The following is a 22083-nucleotide window of genomic DNA, read 5'->3' on the forward strand; positions in this document are numbered from 1 at the left end:
GACTCAGGAGAACAGGCTCAGGAAAACAGGGTCAGCGCGCCGGTCAGCAGGGCCAGGGCGGTAATTACCAGGGAGGTCAGGACCGCCCATTTGACGGTGGCTTTCTGGAAGTCGCCGATGTCGCGGTCGACCATCCCCACCAGCAGCAGGGTCGAGGCCACCAGCGGGCTCATCAGGTGCACCGGCTGGCCGAGGATCGAGGCCCGGGCGATCTCCAGCGGATCGATGCCATAGGCCGCCGCGGCATTGGCGAGGATCGGCACCACGCCGAAGTAGTAGGCATCGTTGGACAGTACGAAGGTCAGCGGCATGCTGGTGATGGCCACCACCAGCGGGAACAAATGCCCCCACGACGGCGGAATCCAGTCCACCAGGGTCTGCGCCAGGGCATCGACCATCTTGGTACCGGAGAAGATCCCGGCAAAGATGCCGGCGGCGAACACCAGCAGCACCACGGTCATGGCATTGCCCGAATGGGCGAGGATCCGCTCTTTCTGCATCTCCAGTTGCGGGTAGTTGATCATCAGTGCCAGCACGAAGCCGATCAGGAACAGGATCGCCGAATGCATCAGGCCCATCACCAGCGCCACCATCACCGCCACCACCAGCAACAGATTGACGTAGGCCAGCTTCGGTCGCTTGCAGGGCGTGTCTTCGACAATGGCCTTGATGTAGCAGTTGCCGCCACCGCTCTGCAGCTGGGTGTTGCCGATACGCTTGCGCTCGGCGCGGCCCAGCAGGAAAGCGCTGAACACCACCCAGACCGCACCGCCGATCATGGTTGGCAGCAACGGCACGAAGTACTCGCCGGCATCCAGCCCCAGGGCGGCGATAGCCCGGGTGGCCGGCCCGCCCCAGGGGGTCATGCCGCTCATGATGCTCAGGGACAGCATGGCGATGGTGGCGAGGATCATCGGGTTCATGCCGATGCGCTTGTACAGCGGCAGCATCGCCGCGCAAGTGATCATGTAGGTGGTGGTGCCGTCGCCGTCCAGGGCCACCAGCAGCGACAGCAACGCGGTGCCGACGGCGATCTTCACCGGGTCGCCGTTGACCCGCTTGAGGATCTTGCGGATCAACGGGTCGAACAGGCCCGCGTCGATCATCAGGCCGAAGAACAGAATCGCGAACAGCAGCAGCGCCGCGGAGGGGGCGACCATTTTCAGGCCGTCGAGCATCATTTTTCCGGTGCTGCCGGCAAACCCGCCGATCACCGCGAAGACAATCGGCACCAGGGTCAGGGCAACGATCGGGGACAAGCGTTTGGTCATGATCAGGAAGGTGAACACGACCACCATGGCCAGGCCGAGTAATGCAAGCATGAGGGATTCTCTTGTTGTTATGGACAAGCATGGCCGACGCCCAGGCGCACGGCCCCCTACCCGCCAGGCGGGGCCTGGCGAGGGTTTCAACCGGGGTCAGAAACGGAAGGTGGAGGGAGCCGCAAGCGGCTAGAGGTGTTTGCCGGCCTGCGCCGGCTCCCAGGCTGGGTCACTGGCCTGGGCGTTGGGCGTCGCCTTGCCATCCAGGGTCTGTAGCAGCACCTGGCGATCGCAGGCGTTTTCCGACAGCGAGATCACCACCGTGGCCACGGCATTGCTGGCCAGGCTGGTGAGCGCACGGGCCTCGGACATGAAGCGGTCGATGCCGATCAACAGCGCCAGCCCCGCCAAGGGGATGTCGTGGATCACCGTCAGGGTCGAGGCCAGGGCGACGAAGCCGCTGCCAGTCACTCCCGCCGCGCCCTTGGACGACAACAGCATGATCGCCAGCATCGTCATCACCTGCCCCAGGCTCAAGTCGATGTTGCAGGCCTGAGCAATGAAAATCGCCGCCAGCGACAGGTAGATGGCCGTGCCGTCGAGGTTGAACGAATAGCCGGTGGGCAGCACCAGGCCCACCACGCCTTTCTTGCAACCCAGGGCCTGGAGCTTCTCCAGCATGCGCGGCATCACCGGCTCGGTGGATGAGGTGCCCAGCACCACCAGGAACTCTTCACGCAGGTAGCGCAACAGCTTCCACAGGCTGAACCCATGGGCGCGACAAATCCCCCCCAGCACCACGAAGACGAAGAATCCGCAGGCGATGTAGAGGGTCATGATCAGCTTGGCCAGGGCGCCCAGGGAGGTGATGCCGTACTGGCCGACCGTGAAGGCCAGCGCGCCGAACGCACCGATCGGGGCAAAGCGCATCAGGTAGGAAAAGATCTTGAACACCATGTGCGAGGCGGCTTCCAGCACATCCAGCACGGGCTTGCCGCGCTCGCCCAGGGACGACAGGGCAAAACCGCAGAGCACCGCGATGAACAGCACCGGCAGCACTTCGCCCTTGGTGAAGGCGCCGATAAAGGTCTCGGGAATGATGTGCATGAAGAACTCCACCACCCCCAGCTTCGCCGCCGACTCGGTGTACTGCGACAAGCCCTGGGTACTCAGGTGAGTGGGGTCGATGTTCATGCCCGCGCCGGGCTTGAACAGGTAGACCGCCACCAGGCCGATGATCAGGCTGACCACCGTCAGCGCCAGGAACAACAGCAGGGTCTTGCTCAGCAGGCGGCCCAGGGAACGCTTGTCGTTCATCCCGGCGATCCCGGTGACGATGGTGCAGAACACCACCGGCGCGATCATCATCTTGACCAGCTTGATGAAGGCATCACCCAGGGGCTTGAGGGCGATGGCCTGCTGGGCCCAGAAGTGCCCGACCACCACGCCCAGCAGCACGGCACAGATGATCTGGAAGTAGAGCGATTTAACGACTTTCATGGCATCACCCATTTTTAGAATTGTTCTGATGCAAGCGACCGTCACTGCGAGTCCGGCATTAGCCGGCCAGGCGTTGTGCAGCCGGGGCGTAGACAAAACCGGAGAACAGCCGTCGCGCGGTGCGCACCACCGAGGCGCGAATGGTCTGCCCCTGGTTGCCGGAGTAGGACAATACGATATCGATTGCGCCACTGGGGTGTTCCAGGCGCACCTGCTGCAAACGTGCGGGGCCGATGTCGCCCAGCAGTTGCGCGGCGACGCTGCCCTCGCTGACACAGGCGGTGGCCAGGCCGATGGCGCCGGTGATGGCCAGCGCGCGATGGCAGCTGTGCGGCATGAAGTAACGCGCCTGCAAGGTACCGCCCGCCTTGGCCGGGGAAATCAACACCGGCTTGGGAATCACCTTGTCGCTGACGTCACCCAGGCCCATGGCCAGGCCCGCCTGCAAGCGCAAGGCCTCCAGCCGCCGCAGGAAGTCCTTGTCGGCGTCCAGCTCGGCTGGGGTTTCATCCCCGCGCTTGCCCAATTGACCGGCCTCGACGATCAGCAGCGGCATGGCCATGTCGATGCAGGTCACCGGTACGCCATCGATCAGGTCCCGGGTGTTCCCGGTGGGGAAGAGTTTGCCGGTCTTGCTGCCGGCGGCGTCGAGGAACGTCAGTTGCACCGGAGCGGCGGTGCCGGGCACGCCATCGATGGCGGTATCGCCTTCGTAGCTGACCTTGCCCGCCGGCGTCTGCACCAGGGAATTGACGAAGGTGCCGGTATTGAGATTGCGGATCCGCACCTGGGTCTGCTCGCCCGTGGCCTTGACCAGGCCTTGCTCGACGGCGAAGGGGCCGACCGCGCACAGCATGTTGCCGCAGTTGGGCGCCGTATCGACCCGGCGCTGGGACACCATCACCTGCACGAACAGGTAATCGACATCGGCCTCGGGGTGCAGCGACGGGCTGACGATCGCGACCTTGCTGGTCTGCGGGCTGCCACCGCCAATGCCGTCGATCTCCAGTTCATGTCCCGAGCCCATCAGGTCGAGCAGCAGCTCATCACGCTGTTCGATGGACACCGGCAGATCCCAGGCGAGAAACACCGGCCCCTTGGAGGTACCGCCGCGCATGAGCACACAAGGAATTCGTTGCATGGACACAGACTCTTGTTAATCAATCGGGTTAATTGATGTTCTGGGCACAAGAGTGTCAGGGAATAAATCATGTTTCCAATGCAAAGATCGTAGCGATTATTGCGTTTCACACATGAAAAATTTAAGGTGAACAGCGCCTGCCTTCCCGCCCCCGCTTGAGACGAAAAACATGGAATATGAGCTCCAGGACATAAGATCCTTCGTGAAAATCGCCGAACTTGGAAGTTTCCACGAGGCGGCCGATGCCCTGCACTTGTCCCAGCCGGCCCTGAGCCGCCGGATCAAGAAGCTGGAGGAAGGCCTGGGCACCGCCCTGCTCGACCGCACCACGCGCAAGGTCAGCCTGACCAGCGTCGGCCGGGACTTCCTGCCCAAGGCCCGGCGCCTGCTGGATGACTTCGACGACTCGATCCTCAATATCCGCGAACTGGCGGAACGGCAGATCGGCCAGGTGACCCTGGCCTGCATTCCCACCGCGGCCTTCTACTTCCTGCCGTCGGTGATCCGTCTCTACAACGAGCGCTATCCGAAAATCCGTATCCGCCTGCTCGACCTCAGCGCCAATGAAGGGCTGGAAGCCGTGCTGCGCGGCGAAGCGGATTTCGGCATCAACATGATGAGCGGGCAGCACCCGGACATCGAGTTCGTGCCCCTGGTCAACGAACCTTTCGTACTGGCGTGCCGGCGTGACCATGAACTGGCGAAAAAGGCCTCGGTCACCTGGTCGGAACTCAGCGATTACCGACTGATCGGCGTCGGCCGCCTGAGCGGCAACCGGATGCTGCTGGACCACGCCCTGTCCGGCCTGAGCTGGCGTCCCCAGTGGTTCTACGAGGTGCAGCACCTGTCCACCTCACTGGGCATGGTCGAGGCCGGGCTCGGGGTGTCGGCCATGCCCAGCCTGGCCATGCCCGCGGCCGACCATCCGACCCTGGTGAGCATTCCGCTGAGCGAACCGGTGGTCAACCGCACCCTGGGCCTGGTCTACCGGCGCGGCGCCTCGCTGTCGCCGGCCGCGGAAAAGTTCGTGTCGATCCTGCTCGAGCAATGGCCGCATTGACGGTCGATGGTGCAGGCACGCCAGTATCGAAGAGCACGAACGCCTGCAACCTGCGCCTGACAACCTGCGGCGTATCGGCCATTAACGGCTGACTGCGCCAGCCCCAGACTTTATGCTGCACAGCCATCCCCCCATGGAACCTGCGGGCCAAACGGTTGCCTGAGGCGCAGCCGTTGTTTTCCGCGCACCACCCAATACCCGTTTTCCCAGGAGTAAGCCCATGCCCCATGAAGGCAACCTGTTGCAAGCCGCTGTCGTGTTCCTGTTCGCGGCGGTGCTGACCGTTCCCCTGGCCAAGCGCCTGCAACTGGGAGCCGTGCTCGGTTATCTGCTGGCCGGAGTGATCATCGGCCCGGCGGTGCTGGGGCTGGTGGGCAACCCGCAGAGCATCAGCCATGTGTCGGAGCTGGGCGTGGTGTTGCTGCTGTTCATCATCGGCCTGGAGCTGTCGCCACGGCGCTTGTGGGTGATGCGCAAAGCGGTGTTCGGCGTCGGCCTGGCCCAGGTGCTGCTGACCGGGGTGGTGATCGGCTGCGTGGCCCTGTTCCTGTTTGGCCAGCCGCTCAACAGCGCGATCGTGCTGGGCCTGGGCCTGGCGTTGTCGTCCACCGCCTTCGGCCTGCAAAGCCTGGCCGAACGCAAGGAGCTGACCAGCCCCCACGGGCGCCTGGCGTTCGCCATCCTGCTGTTCCAGGACATCGCGGCGATTCCGTTGATCGCCATGGTCCCGGTATTGGCCGGGGCCGACCACAACACCAGCAGCGCCGAAGACCTGCGCCATGGCCTGCAAGTGCTGGGCAGCATCGCCGTGGTGGTGATCGGCGGGCGCTACCTGTTGCGCCCGGTGTTCCGGGTGGTGGCGCGCACCGGCCTGCCGGAAGTGTCCACCGCCACTGCCTTGCTGGTGGTGATCGGCACCGCCTGGCTGATGGACATGGTTGGCGTGTCCATGGCCCTCGGCGCCTTCCTCGCCGGCCTGCTGCTGGCGGACTCGGAATATCGCCACGAACTGGAAGCGCAGATCGAACCCTTCAAGGGCCTGCTGCTGGGGCTGTTTTTCATCAGCGTCGGCATGGGCGCCAATATCGGCCTGCTGTTCAGCGCGCCGATCGCGGTGCTGGGCCTGACCCTGCTGCTGATCGCCATCAAGTTGCCGCTGTTGTTCGTGGTCGGGCGCCTGGCCGGTGGCCTGGGGCGCTTGAGCGCGGTGCGCCTGGGCGTGGTGCTGGCGGCCGGCGGCGAATTCGCCTTCGTGGTGTTCAAGATCGGCCGCGACCAGGGCCTGTTCGAGGCGCGCCTGTATGACCTGCTGGTGCTGACCATCACCCTGTCCATGGCCGTGACCCCGCTGCTGCTCCTGGCCTGCGCGCGCTTCTTGCAGCCCAAGGCCAAGCCCGTGGAGATGCCCGCCGAATACCGTGAGATCGAAACCGACGCGCCACGGGTGGTGATCGCCGGCATGGGCCGGATGGGCCAGATCGTCGCGCGGATCCTGCGGGCGCAGAACATCCCCTTCGTGGCCCTCGACACCTCGGTCGACACCATCGAGCTGACCCGCAGCTTCGGCGGCATGCCGGTGTTCTACGGCGACCCGATGCGCGCGGAGATCCTCAAGGCGGCCAAGGTCGGCGAGGCGGAGTACTTCGTGATCGCCACCGACGACCCGCAGACCAACATCAACACCGCGGCGGTGGTGCGCAAGCTCTACCCGCACATCAAGATCATCGCCCGCGCCCGTAACCGCCAGCACGTGCACAAGCTGGTGGACCTGGGGGCCGAAGCGGTGCGGGAAACCTACTACTCCAGCCTGGAAATGAGCCGCAAGGCGCTGATCGGCCTGGGCCTGACCCACGCCCAGGCCGACTCGCGGATCAAGCGCTTCACCGCCCACGACGAACAGGTGCTCGAAGCCCAGCACGCGATCTACGACGACCACGCCAAGATCCTGCAATCGGCCCAGGAAGCCCGGGCCGAGCTGGCGCGGCTGTTCGAGGCGGACGCCGAGGACGAGCAGGCCGAAGGCGTGTTGCCGGCGCCGCGCTGAACCTCGGGCCGCGCGCTGCGGCCTTTCGCGGGCAAGCCTCGCTCCTACAGAAGCGGGGCTTGCCGGGGCGCTCCTGACACAATCTGTCAGCTCGCTGCGCTACAGTGCCCGGCGCCCCGTCCCGAATGGATACGCCGATGACCGCCACCAGCAACACCCCTGCCCTCAAGGAAATCTTCAACGCCGAACGCCTGGAACACATCGCTGAAGAAATGCTCGCGGTGTACCCGGCGTTCGACCACCGCGGCTTTCTCGACCACGCGAACAAGGGCCTCGCCGAGTTGTCGGTGATGCAGCGCCTGGCGCGGGTCAGCGAGAGCCTGCACGCGGTGCTGCCGGCGGACTACGATGCCAACCTCGCACGGCTGTACGATCTCGCGCCGCGCCTGGACAGCCGCTTCGTCTGCATGTTCCTGCCGCACTACGTGGCCAGTTATGGCGGCCATGCCTTCGAGCGCTCGATGGCGGCGCTCAAGTATTTCACCGCCTTCGGCTCCTCGGAATTCGCCATCCGCCCGTTCCTCGCCAGCGACCTGTCGCGCACCCTGGCGGTGCTGCAGGACTGGGCCCGGGACGACAACGAGCATGTGCGCCGCCTGGCCAGCGAAGGCAGCCGCTCGCGCCTGCCCTGGTCGTTCCGCCTGGAACGGATCCAGGCCGACCCGACCCTGGCTGTGCCTATCCTCGAATGCCTCAAGGCCGACCCCAGCCTGTACGTGCGCAAGTCGGTGGCCAACCACCTCAACGACATCAGCAAGGACCACCCCGACTGGCTGCTGGGGTTGCTCGAAGGCTGGCCGCTGGACCACCCGCACACCGCCTGGATCGCCCGCCACGCCCTGCGCAGCCTGATCAAGCAGGGCCATCGCCGGGCGCTGGCGATCGTCGGCGCCGGCCATGTGCCGCAGGTGAAGTTGCATGGCCTGCGGGTCGAGCCGGCGGTGATTCGCCTGGGCGAACGGATCAACCTGTCCTTTGCCCTGGAGTCCACTGCCGACGCCAGCCAGCGCCTGGTGGTGGATTACGCCATCGACTACGTCAAGGCTTCGGGCGGCACCCGCGCCAAGGTGTTCAAGCTCAAGGCCTTCACCCTGCCGGCCAAGGCCCGGGAGCAACTTGGCCGCGCCCAGCACATCCGCGAACTGAGCACCCGCCGTCACTATCCCGGGCGCCATGAGCTGCATATCCTGGTCAACGGCGAACGCCTGGGCAGCACGGCGTTCGATATCCATAACTGAAACCGCAAGGAGCGAACATGCCGGCCCATCCGCTGAAAATTCTGATCGAAGCCGCCGACCGCGCCATCACCGCCGAAGACTTCGACAGCCTGATGGATTTCTACGCCGAGGACGCCACGCTGGTGGTCAAGCCGGGCCTGGAAGCCCGGGGCAAGGAACAGATCCGCCGGGCCTTCGTGGCCATCGCCGAGCACTTCAACCACAGCATGGTGGTCCGGCAAGGCGCGATGCAGGTCATCGAAGGCGCCGGCACTGCACTGGTGATCATGCATACCCTGCTCGACACCCTGGATCGGGACGGCATCGCCAGCACCCTCGAACGGCGCGCCACTTATGTTTTTCGCCATGAGCCGGCGGATGGCTGGCGCTGTGTGATCGACAATTCCTACGGCACCGACCTGCTCGACGACTGAGCCAGCGGGCGGCGATCTCGTAACAAATTGTTTCTCAAAATCAGCCAAGCCACTTCTTGCAGAAACAACGGAAAGCCGCCTGGAACTGTTCAGCCCGCAGATATGGCGTTGCGCCATATCTACGGGGACAAAACGCTATTTCGAGGAAAAATCCCAGCACTGCGGACACCCTCCCCAGCCGTCCAACAATCTCGACCAATCCAAAGAAACCGCTCTATCTCGGACCTTTCAGCCAAGACAAATTGTCAGACAATGGTATAAATCCGTATTGCGATAAATTATCATTTGGCGCCTCCCCCGCCAGCCACGCCCCTGGCACAGGTGATTCGACCGGTGCGACGTGGCTGATTTCAATGATTCACCCGAGGCGCTCATGTACCGTTTTCCGCTTTACCGTCCCCTGATCTGCGCCGGTCTCGGACTGCTCTCCTGGCAAGCCTTTGCTGCCTATCAACCGCAATCGGAAGCCGCCCTGGCCGCCGATTCCGAAATGGAATGCCAGTTCAACGCCGACCACAGCAGCGACTGCACCACCAGCCAGCACTACACCATCCTCACCCCGGCGGGCCGGGACATGCTTTCGCGCATCGACTTCAGCTATGCCGAAACCGACAGCTTCGAACTGCGCAAGGCCGAATTCACCCAGCCGGGCGGCAAGCCCGTGGCGCTGGCGCCGGCGCAGATCGATACGCGCACCGCGCCGAATCCGGAACAGGGTTTCCTGCGCGAGAAACAGACGTCCCTGGCCTTCCCCAACCTGCGGGTCGGCACCCGGCTCAGCTACACCGTGCAGCAGCACTACGCGGCCAAACCGCTGCTGGGGCAGTTCCACTCGGTGCTGCAGTTCGGTCCCAAGCCGGTGCGCCAGGACAGCTTCAAGATCACCTACCGCGCCACGCGCCCGATCGTCTGGCGCAGCGAGCAGATGGACGACTACCGTTTTACCGCCAGCAGCGACCGCAAAAAACTGACCATCGAGCAGAAGGCGCCGGTCTTCCTCAACTACATCAATGAACCCTCGATCGGCTTTATCCAGCGGGTGCCGCGGGTCGAGCTGGGCAGCAGCACCGAGGTGCAGGACTACTTCGGCCCCCTGGCCCAGCGCTACCAGCAGATCCTCGCCGCGCCCCTGCCGCCGGCCAGCGCCAAGGCCGTGGCCGGCCTGCGCGACCTGCCGCCAGCCCGGAAAGTGGCCGGGCTGATGCAGCACATCAACGACAACTACCGCTACCTGGGCGACTGGCGCGCCACCGAGCGCGGTTACCTGCCCTTCGAGCTCAAGCAGATCGAGCAGCGCGGCTATGGCGACTGCAAGGACCTGGCAGTGCTCCTGGCCGCCATGCTCAAGGCCAGCGGGATCAAGGCCGAGACGGCCTGGGTCAGCCGCGAGAACGTCGTCGCGCCGCTGTTGATCCCCGGCACCCACGCGCCGAACCACGCCATCGTGCGGGCCGAGGTCGATGGCAAAGTGTGGTGGCTGGACCCGACCAACCCGGTGTTCGACCCGGGCCGCAGCATGCCCGACATCCAGGAGCGCTGGGCCTTTGTCAGCGACGCCAAGGGCCAGGTGCGCAAGGACTACATCCCCCTGGAAACCCCGGACACCAGCCTCGTGCTGGACAAGCAGGAGCACTTCGACAGCAACGGCCAGGCCCGGGTCAACGCGCGTATCGAGTTCAGCCATATGGAGCTGATGCGGCTGATGGTCTCCGACAACCAGAACGGTATCGCCAGCAACGACCAGGGCCTGTGCGAGCGTTTCACCCGGGAACTGCGCGACTGCCAGATCAGCCGCGAGCCGACCGCCTTCGTCGCGCCCGCGACCTACCGGATCAAGGCCTCCCTGACCGACCTCAAGCCCCTGGAAAACATCTCCGGCAACTACTTCTACAAGGCCCCGGCCCTGGAGGGCGACTGGGACTTCCTGGTCAACTACCGCCGCAACGGCCAGTTGGCGGACCTGTACATCGGCGACGCCAACACCCTGCGCTACACCTTCACCCTCTCCGGTGCCCGGCTGGACAAGGACATCAAGGCCTGCAACGTGCGCTCGCCCTGGTTCGACATGGACCTGAGCAGCGAACGGGTCAAGGGCGAGTACCGCTATCACTACCGCCTGAGCCAGAAAAAACGCTGGCTGAGCCATGACGATATCGTCAGCGCGCCGTTCGACGCCATGGTCAGCCAGGCCAAGGCGTGCGCCGAGCAAACGCGGCAACTGGTCCAGCTCAAGGGCACAAAGAAAGCCTGAGCCACAGCGGCGCCTGCACCGCCAGCAAGCTGGGCTCCTGCAAGTTCGGCGCAGTCCATGTAGGAGCGCAGCTTGCTCGCGATAAACGTCAACGATGACGCCTATCGCCTGGATGAACGCGTCGTTCTCGCGGCCATCGCGAGCAAGCTCGCTCCTACAAAGGCACGCCAGTGTTTGCTGCGATCAGGCCGGCTCGGCGAGCAGCAAGCCCTGCTCGGCCGCGCACAGCTCGACCACGTAATCCCACACCACCCGCAGGCGCACGGACTTGTGCAGCTCGCGGCGGGTGCTGATCCAGTAGGCGCGCTGGATGCTCTCGCTGGGCAGCAAGGGCACCAGCTGCGGATCGCCGGCGGCCATGTAGCACGGCAGCACGGCAATCCCCAGGCCGGAGCGCGCGGCCTGTTGCTGGGCGATCACGCTGGTGCTGTGGAACACCACCTGAGGGTTGCGGCAGAAGCTGGTGAGGAAGATCAGCTCCTGGCTGAACAGCAGGTCGTCGACATAGCCGATCCAGGCATGCCGCCCCAGGTCCTCGCGGCTGCGCAAGGGCGGTGCGCGGTCCAGGTAATCCTGGCTGGCGTACAGGGCCAGGCGGTAGTCGGTGAGCTTGCGGGTCACCAGCATGTCAGCGTTGGGCCGCTCCAGGTGGATGCTGATTTCCGCCTCGCGGTTGAGGATGCTGACAAAACGCGGCACCGCCACCAGCTCCACCTCCAGCCCCGGATAACGCTCGAACAGGCCGCGCATGCGGCTGGCGAGAAACATGATGCCCAGGCCCTCGGTGACGCCCACGCGGATCTTGCCCAGGGGCGCCGTGGACTGGGTGATTTCCTCCTGGGCCAGCAAGGCCACGTTCTCCATGGCTTCGGCGTGCTTGAGCAAGGCCTCCCCGGCCGGCGTCAATTCATAGCCCTGGGCATGCTGGACGAACAGCGCGGTGCCCAGGCTTTTCTCGATCGCCTCGATATGCCGGGCCACCGTGGCGTGGGTGGTCTTCAACCGCTGGGCCGCGGTCAGCAGGCGGCCGCTGCGTTGCAGCTCGAGAAAAAACCGCAGGTCGTTCCAGTCGAACATGACTCTTCCTCGCAGATGCCGGGGGGAAGCCGCTGTTTAAAAACGCACAGCGGCTGAGCAAAAACTAACATTCTTTTAACGAAAGCTAACAACTAGGATGAGCCGCAACAAGAACGATAAAACGAGGTCATGGATGCTGCCTGCCTTTGATCCCTACGACTACATAGTGGTCGGTGCCGGTCCCGCCGGGTGCCTGCTGGCCAATCGGCTGTCCGCCAACCCGGCCCACCGCGTCCTGCTGCTGGAAGCCGGAGGCCGCGACAACTACCCCTGGATCCACATCCCCGTCGGCTACCTGTTCTGCATCGGCAACCCGCGCACCGACTGGTGCTTCAAGACCGAAGCCGAACCCGGCCTGCAAGGCCGCAGCCTGAGCTACCCGCGCGGCAAGGTGCTGGGCGGCTGCTCGTCGATCAACGGCATGATCTACATGCGCGGCCAGGCCGGCGACTATCAGCGCTGGGCCGCCGCCGGCAACCCCGGCTGGAACTGGCAGGATGTGCTGCCGCTGTTTCGCAAAAGCGAAAACCACTTTGCCGGCGACTCGCAATTCCATGGCGCCGCCGGCGAATGGCGGGTCGAGCGCCAACGCCTGTCGTGGCCGATCCTCGATGCCTTCCGCAGCGCCGCCGAACAGAGCGGCATCGCCAGCGTCGACGACTTCAACGGCGGCGACAACGAAGGCTGCGGTTACTTCCAAGTCAACCAGAAAGCCGGGGTGCGCTGGAATGCCGCCAAGGCCTTCCTCAAGCCGATTCGCCAGCGGCCCAACCTCACGGTGCTGACCGGGGTCGAGGTCGATCGGGTGCTCCTGGAAAACGGCCGCGCGGCGGCGCTCAGCGCCCGCTACCAGGGCCAGCCGCAGACCTTCAAGGCGCGTCGCGAAATCATCCTCAGCGCCGGTTCCATCGGCTCGCCGAGCATCCTGCAGCGTTCGGGAATCGGCCCCGCCGCCCTGCTGCAACGCTTGGGCATAGGCGTCGCCCACGAACTGCCGGGGGTCGGCGGCAACCTGCAGGACCACCTGCAACTGCGGCTGATCTACAAACTGGAAAACGCCCGCACCCTGAACCAGATCGCCGGCAGTCTGTGGGGCAAGCTGGGCATGGGCCTGCGCTACCTGTACGACCGCAGCGGCCCGCTGTCCATGGCGCCGAGCCAGCTGGGGGCGTTTGCCCGCTCCGGACCGGAACAGACTTCGGCCAACCTCGAATATCACGTGCAGCCGCTGTCGCTGGAGCGCTTCGGCGAACCGCTGCACGCCTTCCCGGCCTTTACCGCGTCGGTCTGCGACCTGCGCCCGCAAAGCCGTGGCCGGGTGCAAATCCGCTCCGCCGACCCGCAGGCGGCGCCGCTGATCCAGCCCAACTACCTGAGCCACCCGGAGGATCTGCGGGTTGCCGCCGACGCCATTCGCCTGACCCGGCGCATCGTCGCCGCGCCAGCCCTGCAAGCTTTCAAGCCGACCGAGTACCTGCCCGGGGCCGAGTTGCGCAGCGAAGAACAGCTGCACGAAGCCGCCGCGCGTATCGGCACCACCATCTTCCATCCGGTGGGCACCTGCCGCATGGGCCAGGGGCCGGAGGCGGTGGTCGATGCCGAGCTGCGGGTGCATGGTATCCCCGGCCTGCGCATCGCCGATGCCTCGATCATGCCGTACATCACCTCCGGCAATACCTGTTCGCCGACGCTGATGATCGCCGAGAAGGCCGCCGAGCTGATTCTCGCCACCTCGACCAGGAGCCCTGCGGCCGAAAAACCAAGCGTCACCCCGGCCTGATCCGCACAGGAGCAGCAACGATGAGATCCATGTAGGAGCCAGCTTGCTGGCGATAACGACCTGAAGGGCGGTGCAAGGCTCAAGGAATTATCGCGAGCAAGCTCGCTCCTACACCTACAGATGCACAGCGACAAGATGCAGATAGCGACGCCACGCTGGCGCCGACAGTGGAACAACAAAAACAATCACTGTGAGGGATATCGATATGTCGGAACATGCTCAATCGATGGACACGGCGGTCGCCGCGCCCACCAGCCAGGAAAGCCAGAAAGTCATCTTCGCCTCGTCCCTGGGGACGGTGTTCGAGTGGTACGACTTTTTCCTCTACGGCGCCCTCGCGGCGGTCATCAGCAAGCAGTTCTTCGCCGGGGTCAACGACACCACCGCCTTTATCTTCGCCCTGATGGCATTCGCCGCCGGCTTCGTGGTGCGGCCCTTCGGCGCGCTGGTGTTCGGCCGCCTGGGGGACATGATCGGGCGCAAGTACACCTTCCTCGCCACCATCGTCCTCATGGGCCTGGCGACCTTCGCCGTGGGCCTGCTGCCGACCTACTCGAGCATCGGCATCGCCGCGCCGATCATCCTGGTCGCCCTGCGCATGCTCCAGGGCCTGGCCCTGGGCGGTGAATACGGTGGCGCCGCGACCTACGTCGCCGAGCACGCCCCCCAGGGCAAGCGCGGTTTCCATACCAGCTGGATCCAGTCCACCGCGACCCTCGGCCTGCTGCTGTCGCTGCTGGTGGTGCTGGGCTGCCGCTACTTCACCGGCGATCAGTTCGAAGTCTGGGGCTGGCGCCTGCCGTTCCTGCTGTCGATCGTGCTGCTGGGCATTTCCACCTGGATCCGCCTGAGCCTGCACGAGTCGCCGGCCTTCCTGAAGATGAAAGAAGAAGGCCGCGCCAGCAAGGCGCCGATCCGCGAGTCCTTCGGCAAATGGGAAAACCTCAAGGTGGTGCTGATCGCCCTGTTCAGCATCAACGCCGGGCAGGCGGTGACCTTCTACGCCGCGCAGTTCTACGTGCTGTTTTTCCTCACCCAGTTCCTCAAGATGGACCCGGCCCTGGCCAATATGCTGCTGATCATCAGCGTGGTGATCGGCGCGCCGTTCTTCATCTTCTTCGGCTGGCTGTCGGACAAGATCGGCCGCAAGCCGGTGCTGATGGTCGGCCTGCTGTTGGCCACCGCGCTGTACTTCCCGATCTTCAAGTCCCTGGCCCACTACGCCAACCCGGCCATCGACCAGGCCAGCCGCCAGGCGCCGATCAGCGTGCTGGCCGACCCCGCCACCTGTACCTTCCAGTTCGACCCGGTGGGCAAGGCGCGTTTCGACAGCCCGTGCGACAAGGTCAAGACCTTCCTGGTCAAGCAGGGCCTGCCCTACACCAGCGTCGCCGCGCCCGCCGGCAGCCCGGTGCAGGTCAGCGTCGGCGACGTGCAGATCGACGGTTTCGACGAAGCGGCCCTGCGCGGTGCCGTGACCCTGGCCGGCTACCCGCAACAGGCCGACACCCAGAACGTCAACAAAACCATGGTGGTGGTGCTGATCGTCGCGCTGATCCTGATCGCCGCCATGTGCTACGGCCCGCTGGCGGCGCTGATGGTCGAGCTGTTCCCGACCCGCATCCGCTACACCTCCATGTCCCTGCCCTACCACATCGGCAACGGCTGGTTCGGCGGCTTCCTGCCCACCGTGTCCTTCGCCCTGGTGGTGTACACCGGCGATATCTTCTACGGCCTGTGGTACCCAGTGGTGATCACCGGGGTCAGCCTGCTCGTCGGCCTGATCTGCCTGCGCGAGACCCGCAACGTCGATATCGACAAGAACTGAAAAGCCCGGCTGACGGTAGCGCCCCAAGCAGGGTTGCAGGCCTTGGGGCCCAAGGCGTCAGCCAAGGGCACCTGGCAAAAAAAACGGCGCGCCATGGCGCGCCGCTTCCGTTGTTGTCGATCAGGCCACGATATCGGTGGTCGCCGCCTGGCCAACGGTGCCCACGGCGAAGTCCACCGCGCCCAGACCGGTGAGGTCGACCAGCAGGCTGGTCTGGTCGGTCTCGGCGTAGTAGGTCAGGATCGCGTCGCCGGCATGGCCGGTGAAGCCGCTGACGAAGTTCAGGGTCGCCTGCCCCGAGGCGAACGGCGCCAGGCCGCTGAGGTCGATCTTGTCCTGGCCACTGGTGAAATCCATGATCCAGTCGGGCTCGTCGAAGGTCGAATCGGATGCCGCGCCGAACACGAAGGTGTCCGCCCCCGCCCCGCCCCATAGCGTGTCGCGACCGCCGCCACCGTAGAGGATGTCGTTGCCGGCACCGCCTTCGAGGATGTTGGCCGCGGCGTTGCCGATCAGCAGGTCGTTGCCCGCACCACCGATGGCATTTTCCAGGGTCACACCATGGGCCACGGATACGTTGCCCACCAGGCCGCCGACGTCGGAGAACGAGCCCTCGTTGAGGTTGATCTTCTGGTTCTGGGTGAAGCCGGAGAAGTCCAGGGTGTCGTTGCCGCCGCCGTCCCACACCGAGAACACCAGCTTGGAGGCAGATGAGCTGGCGCTGTAGAAGTCGCGCCCGGTGTTGGAGTTGAAGCCGTACACGGTGTCGTCGGCGCGGGTCTCGTGGTTGGCGCCGTAGAGTTTCTGCACCGCGACGATATCGTCCATCAGCGGCGCCGAGGCGTAGGCGCCACCGCCGTCCTTACTGAAGTCCTGCCCGGTGTTGCTCTCGCTCCAGTAGCTCATCAGGCTGTAGCCGCGCGTGTCCTGGGCGTAGGTGGCATCGTTGTAGGTCGGGTTGCCGTTGCCGGCGTTGTAGGTGCCCGGATGGGACAGGCCCAGGCTGTGGCCGATTTCGTGGGTCAGGGTCTGGCGGCCATAGTTGCCGTTGCCCGGGGTTTCGTTGACCCGGTACTGATCGTTGATCAGGTACCAGGACTGGCCGTCATAGCTGCCGCCCGAAGGCAGGTAGGCGAAGGCCGCGCCACCGGTGCTGACGCTGTAGTTGCCGAAACTCAGGTGCCCGTCGCCGCCGCTCGCGGCTTCGTTGAAGCGCACATTGGCCACGTCCGACCAGGATTGCAGGGCCAGGAACGCCTGGGCTTTCTGCAAGGCGCTGAACTCGCTGAAGCTGCCCAGGTTCGGGTTGTAGTTGGCCGGCTTGCTGGTGAGGAAGCTGTAGCTGAGCTCGACCTTGCCGTCGCCGTTCTGGTCGTGCCAGGACAGGCCCTTGCGCAGGATCTGCTCGGCGGCCTGGTCCGCGGTGTACGACGGCTTGCCATTCACCAGCTCCGCGCCACCACGGTCATAGGCATGGCTGAAGGCAGTGATCAGTTGGTAGGCATCGCTGCCCGGAGCTGCCGAAAAACCGGCATTTTCTTTGGCTTTTGACATCATTTACGTCCTTGTTCAACGCTGAAAATTTCCGATAGACCACGGCGACCTGTTAGCGAGATCGTCCTATCACTCGCCCTATTCAAGGCGGGGAAAAACTGACACAGACCCTGGCGTGGCGTCCACGATTTTTATTGTCCGACAATATGCCCGGGCGACTTTGCGCCTCATTAAAATCGCTACCCAGCCCCTGCCCCGGCGTGCCATACGCTAAGCTTCAGCGCTAATGGAACCACTGCCACACTCGTGCTTCTGCCTGTTTCCCGAAGGAGTCCACAATGAAAAAAATCCTCCTGAGCTGCGCCCTGTCGATCATTGCCAGTGCCGCCCACGCCGAAGGCATCCCGCTGTTCAACGTCGACTGTCCGGGCAATATTCCGGTCAGCGCGGAGGAAGGGGGACCGGTGTTCATCAACGGCAAAGAGGCCCAGACCAAGACCGTCAACGAGCGTTATTTCGAGGCCAAGGGCTCGGGCATCACGGTGGACATCAGCGTGGAGGACGACGACTCGGTGGTCGTGACCTACAGCGGCAAACAGGGTGCCAGCGGCATTTGCACCTCGGTCGACGACTGAGCCCTTCCCTGTAGCCGCTGCCGAGCACGCGAGGCTGCGAACGACTTGGGCGGCATTCCGACGCAGCAGGCGCAAAACCTGAGAATGCATTGAGTCAGGGTAACCGCGATGCCCCTGCTGCGGCCGCTGCGCTGCCGATCGCAGCCTCGCGTGCTCGGCAGCGGCTACGACGAGACGCCTCCTAGAACAACCCCATCTGCCCACCCACCAGGGTGCTGAAGTCGTCCTGCACGAACGGCAGGATGGCATCCGCCACCGGCTGCAATTGGCGGGTCACGTAGTGATCGTAATCGATGGCCGCGGTACGGTTTTCCAGGGGTTCGGGACCGGCCAGGGTGATCACGTAGCTGATCCAGCCACCGTTCTGATAGCGCTGGGGCCGGCCCTGCCGCTGGTTGTATTCGTCGGCCAGGCGCGCGGCGCGCACATGGGGCGGCACGTTGCGTTCGTAATCGTCCAGTTGGCGGCGCAGGCGCTTGCGGTACACCAGTTGCTCGTCCAGTTCGCCGGCCAGGGTGCGCCGCACGTAGTCGCGCACATAGTCCTGGTACGGCTGGCGGTGGAAGATCCGCTGGTACAGCTCCTGCTGGAACTGCTGTGCCAGCGGCGACCAGTCGGTGCGCACCGCTTCCAGGCCCTTGTAGACCATGTCCTGGGTGCCGTCGGCGCGGGTCACCAGGCCGGCGTAGCGCTTCTTGCTGCCCTCCTCCGCGCCACGAATGGTCGGCATCAGGAAGCGGCAGAAGTGGGTTTCGAATTGCAGCTCCAGGGCGCTTTCCAGGCCGTACTCATCGCGCAGGTGATCGCGCCACCACTGGTTGACGTGCGCCACCAGCGCGCGGCCGATGCGCGTGGCGTCCGCCTCGGCGTGGGCGCTGCCGAGCCAGACGAAGGTCGAGTCGGTGTCGCCGTAGATCACCTTGTGCCCCTGCGCCTCGATCAGTTGGCGGGTGCGGCGCATGATTTCGTGGCCGCGCATAGTGATCGACGACGCCAGGCGCGGATCGAAGAAGCGGCAGCCGCTGGAACCGAGCACACCGTAGAAGGCGTTCATGATGATCTTCAGCGCCTGGGACAGCGGCGCGTTGTGTTCGCGTTTCGCCACTTCGCGGCTCTCGGCGACCCGGGCGACGATCGAGGGCAGGCAATGCCGGGTGCGGGAAAACCGCGCGCCGCGAAAGCCCGGCACCGATTGCTCGTCCGTTGGGTGGCGCAAGCCTTCCACCAGCCCCACCGGATCGATCAGGAAGCTGCGGATGATCGACGGGTACAGGCTCTTGTAGTCCAGCACCAGCACCGACTCGTAGAGACCGGGCCGCGAGTCCATGACAAAGCCGCCGGGGCTGGCTTGCGGCGGCTTCTCGCCCAGGTTCGGCGCGACGAAACCCTGGCGGTGCATCAGCGGCATGTACAGGTGGGTGAAGGCCGCCACCGAGCCGCCGTTGCGGTCGGCCGGCAGCCCGGTGACGGTGGCCCGTTCGAGAAGAAAGGTGAGCAGCTCGGTCTTGGCGAAAATCCGCGTCACCAGCTCGCAGTCCTTGAGGTTGTAACGCGCCAGGGCGGGCTTGTCCTCGGCGAACATGCGGTTGATTTCGTCCATGCGCTGGTAAGGGTTGTCGATCGACTTGCCTTCGCCAAGCAGGGTCTGGGCGACGTTTTCCAGGCTGAACGACGGGAAGCTCCAGGTCGCCGAGCGCAGGGCCTCGATGCCGTCGATGATCAGGCGCCCGGCGGCCGCAGCGAAATAATGGGTACGGCTGCCGTGTTCGCGCCACTGCATCTCTTCGCCGCCGCGCCCCAGGCGCAAGGGCACCGCCAGGCGCCGCGCGTGCTCGTGCAGCACCCGCAGATCGAACTGCACCAGGTTCCAGCCGATGATCGCATCCGGATCGTGCCGCGCCAGCCACTGGTTGAGGCGTTCGAGCAACTGCTCGCGGCTGGCGCAGAACTCCAGGTCGAAATCCACCGCGCTGTCGTCCTCGCGAGCGCGGCCGAGCATGTACACCTGGCGCTGCCCGCAGCCTTCCAGAGCGATGGAATACAGCTCGCCGGTCTCGCTGGTCTCGATATCCAGCGACACCAGCTTCAACGCCGGCCGGTAGTCCGGCGCCGGTTTCATCTGCGCCTCCAGCAGTACCCCGCCCTCGCCCTGGGTGCCGCCAAACCACACCGGCGCGGTGATGAAACGCTCCATCAGGTAGCGCTCGGGCGGCCGCACATCGGCCTCGAGCACCTCGACCCCGGCGCGGCGCAGGGTCTTGTCGAGGCGGATCAATTGATTGTGCTGCGGGCAGTACAGGCCGAGCACCGGGCGGTGCTGGAAGTCGCACAGGTCCAGGGGGCGCAATTGCACATCGCGATCGTCGGCCAGCAGGCGCCGGGCCTGTTCCTGCTGTTCGGCGGGAATGAAGGCCACGGAGGTCTGCACCGGCAAGCGGATCTGGCGCGGCCCGGCATCGGTCGCCAACCAGAACTCGACTTCCGTGCCTGCCGGCGTGTCACGCCAATGCCGGGTCAGGACGAAGCCCTGCTGTAAATCCACCACTGCAACCTCAAGCACCTGTTTCAAGGCCTCGATTCTACCTGTCCTCGGTCGCGATAGCCCGTTCCGCTCATGTGCCGAAAGGTTTTGTCGGACAATATGTAGTGCTTGAAAATTTTCACTACAAAACCGTTGACGAGGCGAATTTGCCCTTGCATGATGCAGGCGTCTCCCCGATCGGGAGACGTGGCAAAGGTGTTATGAGCAAGCTCGTCTGACCGCCGAGCTGTTAACCCGGATGTGTACTGCCCACAAGGCAGATTGATGAAACTGACCTGGCATGAACGTCCAGTACAAAGGGCGGGAAGCTGGCGAAAACTCCTCAAGATGCTTGTGGCCGAAACTGAAAACTTCGGCAGCTTGATCCAGGTTTACGCTGCTTCTCTTCGTTGTGACGCTATTGCGTAGCAGTTAATCAAGACGACTACACGCATCAGGCTCTGGGCCTTATCTGTATCCGACAGACACCCTCTGTCGCCCTGTTTCCGGTATCAGGGTTCAACTTACCGATGTAGCGATATCAATTAGCGACTCAACTAGATAGATCGAAATGGTCAAGGGGCTTACAAATGAATCTGAACAATCAACCTACTATTGATGAACTGTCTCATCTGTTCGCGGCACAGAAAGACAGCCATGACAGCCATATCCTGTGGATTGCCAAGTCTGGCCAGGTCCATATCGACTGCCTGTCGCCCCACGCCCATGAAGAAGAGTTCGACAAGAACAACCAGGACCTGCTGGCCCGCCTGAAAATGTACCGCCGTGGCCAGGGCTACGTCGGCAAGAAGGCCGCCGCCGACAGGGACTTCATCGGACGGGTATTCGATACCCTGAAGAATGAATGGCAATCGCTGCAGAACAAGTCGGAAGTTCGGGTGATTGACCGGTTCTGCTAAGTGCAACTTGTCGTTGTCGCTAACCGTTGATCCATTAAATAAAAAGGGACGCTCCAATAAGAGCGTCCCTTTTTTATTGCAACTTGCCAGTTAGTTGGATGACGCGGTGTTTCTGCTAAACCGCGTTACCCTTGGCGGCAGCCTTACTTGACCTGACGTTGCGGCGCCTTGTGCACCATGGTGTAGGCGTAGTCCACACCCATGCCGTAGGCGCCGCTGTGCTCGCGCACCAGGTCCATCACCGCGTCGTAGGTGTCCTTGTGCGCCCAGTCGCGCTGGAACTCGAGCAGCACTTGCTGCCAGGTCACCGGCACCGCGCCGGCCTGGATCATGCGCTGCACCGACATGTCATGGGCTTCCTGGGTGGTGCCGCCGGAAGCGTCGGTGACGATGTACACCTCGTAGCCTTCGGCCAGGGCTTCCAGGGCCGGGAAGTTCAGGCAGACCTCGGTCCACAGCGCGGCCATGATCAGCTTCTTGCGCCCGGTGGCCTTCACCGCTTCCACCAGTTTCTTGTCTTCCCAGGAGTTCATCGAGGTGCGCTCGATCGGCTGGTGATCCGGGAACACACTGAGCAGTTCCGGCCAGATGTAGCCGCTGAAGCTCTCGGTTTCCACCGAAGTGAAAATGGTCGGCACGTTGAAGATCTTCGCCGCCTTGGCCAGGCCCACGGTGTTGTTCTTCAGGGTCTGGCGGTCGATCGACTGCACGCCGAAGGACATCTGCGGCTGGTGGTCGATCAGGATCAGGGCGGAGTTGCTTGGGTTGAGCAGTTCACGGATAGACATGGCGCGTTCCTTTTGCTGTCGAGTGGGTTCAAGCGTTGAGTTGCACAATTCGGGAGCTCGGCGCGGGTTCCGCTGCGGGAGGCTGTGCGGCCGGCTTGGTGGCTAATTTAGGGGTTGGAATAAAAAGCAAC

General features: G+C 64.2%; 16 protein-coding genes. 9 read left to right on the forward strand and 7 right to left on the reverse strand.

All coding sequences use genetic code 11. From position 1 onward, the window contains the following. Window positions 1-17: 17 nt before the first annotated feature. From AC07Y9_RS25900 to AC07Y9_RS25910, 3 genes are all read right to left on the reverse strand, one after another. Entirely contained in the window at window positions 18-1322 is a 1305-nt protein-coding gene (locus tag AC07Y9_RS25900; protein WP_102681056.1) for a CitMHS family transporter, read from the reverse strand. A gap of 129 nt (window positions 1323-1451) precedes the next feature. Beyond that, complete coding sequence (gene dctA / locus AC07Y9_RS25905; protein WP_102681057.1) at window positions 1452-2774, reverse strand: C4-dicarboxylate transporter DctA; 1323 nt, start codon at window positions 2772-2774, stop codon at window positions 1452-1454. Window positions 2775-2820: 46 nt separating this feature from the next. Further along, a complete protein-coding gene (locus tag AC07Y9_RS25910; RefSeq protein WP_102681058.1) occupies window positions 2821-3903 on the reverse strand; it encodes a 4-oxalomesaconate tautomerase in 1083 nt (360 codons plus the stop codon). Between the two features lie 169 nt (window positions 3904-4072). On the opposite strand from AC07Y9_RS25910, the gene AC07Y9_RS25915 reads away from it, so the two are divergent. The 5 genes from AC07Y9_RS25915 to AC07Y9_RS25935 all read left to right on the forward strand — a co-directional run bounded on the left by AC07Y9_RS25915 (window position 4073) and on the right by AC07Y9_RS25935 (window position 10909). Beyond that, complete coding sequence (locus tag AC07Y9_RS25915) at window positions 4073-4963, forward strand: LysR family transcriptional regulator (RefSeq protein ID WP_009043295.1); 891 nt, start codon at window positions 4073-4075, stop codon at window positions 4961-4963. A 220-nt stretch (window positions 4964-5183) separates the two neighbouring features. Then, entirely contained in the window at window positions 5184-7007 is a 1824-nt protein-coding gene (locus AC07Y9_RS25920; RefSeq protein ID WP_102681059.1) for a monovalent cation:proton antiporter-2 (CPA2) family protein, read from the forward strand. 137 nt (window positions 7008-7144) lie between these two features. Next, window positions 7145-8245 (forward strand): DNA alkylation repair protein, encoded by a 1101-nt coding sequence (locus tag AC07Y9_RS25925; RefSeq protein ID WP_102681060.1) that lies wholly within the window; start codon window positions 7145-7147, stop codon window positions 8243-8245. Window positions 8246-8262: 17 nt separating this feature from the next. After that, window positions 8263-8658: a YybH family protein gene (locus AC07Y9_RS25930; protein ID WP_102681061.1), complete on the forward strand. Its 396-nt coding sequence runs from the start codon at window positions 8263-8265 to the stop codon at window positions 8656-8658. Between the two features lie 373 nt (window positions 8659-9031). Further along, on the forward strand, window positions 9032-10909 hold the full coding sequence (locus AC07Y9_RS25935; RefSeq protein WP_102681062.1) for a DUF3857 domain-containing transglutaminase family protein: 1878 nt from the start codon (window positions 9032-9034) through the stop codon (window positions 10907-10909). 183 nt (window positions 10910-11092) lie between these two features. Here the strand turns inward: AC07Y9_RS25935 and AC07Y9_RS25940 are convergent, their stop codons facing one another. Further along, a complete protein-coding gene (locus tag AC07Y9_RS25940; RefSeq protein ID WP_007925029.1) occupies window positions 11093-11986 on the reverse strand; it encodes a LysR family transcriptional regulator in 894 nt (297 codons plus the stop codon). Between the two features lie 133 nt (window positions 11987-12119). Between AC07Y9_RS25940 and AC07Y9_RS25945 the strand changes: the two genes are divergently transcribed. Together AC07Y9_RS25945 and AC07Y9_RS25950 are read left to right on the forward strand one after the other, a co-directional pair. Continuing rightward, the gene (locus AC07Y9_RS25945; protein WP_102681063.1) at window positions 12120-13766 is read left to right on the forward strand and encodes a GMC family oxidoreductase; all 1647 of its coding nucleotides are present in this window, start codon (window positions 12120-12122) and stop codon (window positions 13764-13766) included. Window positions 13767-13971: 205 nt separating this feature from the next. After that, window positions 13972-15594, forward strand: coding sequence for an MFS transporter (locus AC07Y9_RS25950; protein ID WP_102681064.1), 1623 nt, complete (start codon window positions 13972-13974; stop codon window positions 15592-15594). A gap of 120 nt (window positions 15595-15714) precedes the next feature. Here the strand turns inward: AC07Y9_RS25950 and AC07Y9_RS25955 are convergent, their stop codons facing one another. Further along, window positions 15715-17148: a serralysin family metalloprotease gene (locus AC07Y9_RS25955; RefSeq protein WP_007925022.1), complete on the reverse strand. Its 1434-nt coding sequence runs from the start codon at window positions 17146-17148 to the stop codon at window positions 15715-15717. 278 nt (window positions 17149-17426) lie between these two features. Here AC07Y9_RS25955 and AC07Y9_RS25960 point away from each other — a divergent pair, with 278 nt between their 5' ends. Then, on the forward strand, window positions 17427-17723 hold the full coding sequence (locus AC07Y9_RS25960) for a hypothetical protein (RefSeq protein ID WP_102681065.1): 297 nt from the start codon (window positions 17427-17429) through the stop codon (window positions 17721-17723). Window positions 17724-17904: 181 nt separating this feature from the next. Here the strand turns inward: AC07Y9_RS25960 and AC07Y9_RS25965 are convergent, their stop codons facing one another. Further along, entirely contained in the window at window positions 17905-20265 is a 2361-nt protein-coding gene (locus tag AC07Y9_RS25965; RefSeq protein ID WP_173679810.1) for a DNA polymerase II, read from the reverse strand. A 569-nt stretch (window positions 20266-20834) separates the two neighbouring features. Here AC07Y9_RS25965 and AC07Y9_RS25970 point away from each other — a divergent pair. After that, window positions 20835-21164 (forward strand): hypothetical protein, encoded by a 330-nt coding sequence (locus tag AC07Y9_RS25970; RefSeq protein WP_009043285.1) that lies wholly within the window; start codon window positions 20835-20837, stop codon window positions 21162-21164. Between the two features lie 143 nt (window positions 21165-21307). Here AC07Y9_RS25970 and AC07Y9_RS25975 read toward each other — a convergent pair whose 3' ends face one another. Beyond that, window positions 21308-21952 carry a hydrolase gene (locus tag AC07Y9_RS25975; RefSeq protein ID WP_007925013.1) on the reverse strand — a complete coding sequence of 215 codons (645 nt, stop codon included), beginning with the start codon at window positions 21950-21952 and terminating at the stop codon, window positions 21308-21310. Window positions 21953-22083: the final 131 nt, after the last annotated feature.

Source organism: Pseudomonas sp. GW456-L12 (genome assembly GCF_059424045.1).